This window comes from Hydrogenovibrio sp. 3SP14C1 (genome assembly GCF_029625905.1).
In the GTDB taxonomy this organism is placed as follows: Bacteria; Pseudomonadota; Gammaproteobacteria; order Thiomicrospirales; family Thiomicrospiraceae; genus Hydrogenovibrio.
In genome coordinates this window covers 1-253 of sequence record NZ_JARTLM010000223.1, presented here as the reverse complement: position 1 = coordinate 253, position 253 = coordinate 1, and the positions used below count along the sequence as shown (strand labels likewise).

General features: G+C 32.8%; 1 protein-coding gene. It reads left to right on the top strand.

Features of this window, described 5'->3' with window-relative positions; all coding sequences use genetic code 11:
- Positions 1–253, top strand: a 253-nt coding sequence (locus P8629_RS12345) for a PD-(D/E)XK nuclease family protein (protein WP_278166398.1), incomplete at both ends; no start/stop codon positions are given.

Below are 253 nucleotides of genomic sequence, written 5' to 3'. Positions count from 1 at the left end.
ACTGGATTGAAGACTTTACAGATTTCGAAATTCATACAGAATACTCAACAAAAGAAGGCAGGATAGATATTTTATTACTCAGTAGCGATTCAGCCATTATCATAGAAAATAAAATTTATCATCACCTGAACAATGGTCTGCGAGAGTATTCAGGTTATGTTGAGAATAAAATTGCCAACAAAAATGCCGTTTATGGTCTAGTCTTAGGCTTAAAAGAGTTCAATCCTAAAGAAGAAAATTTTGTTAGCTTGAC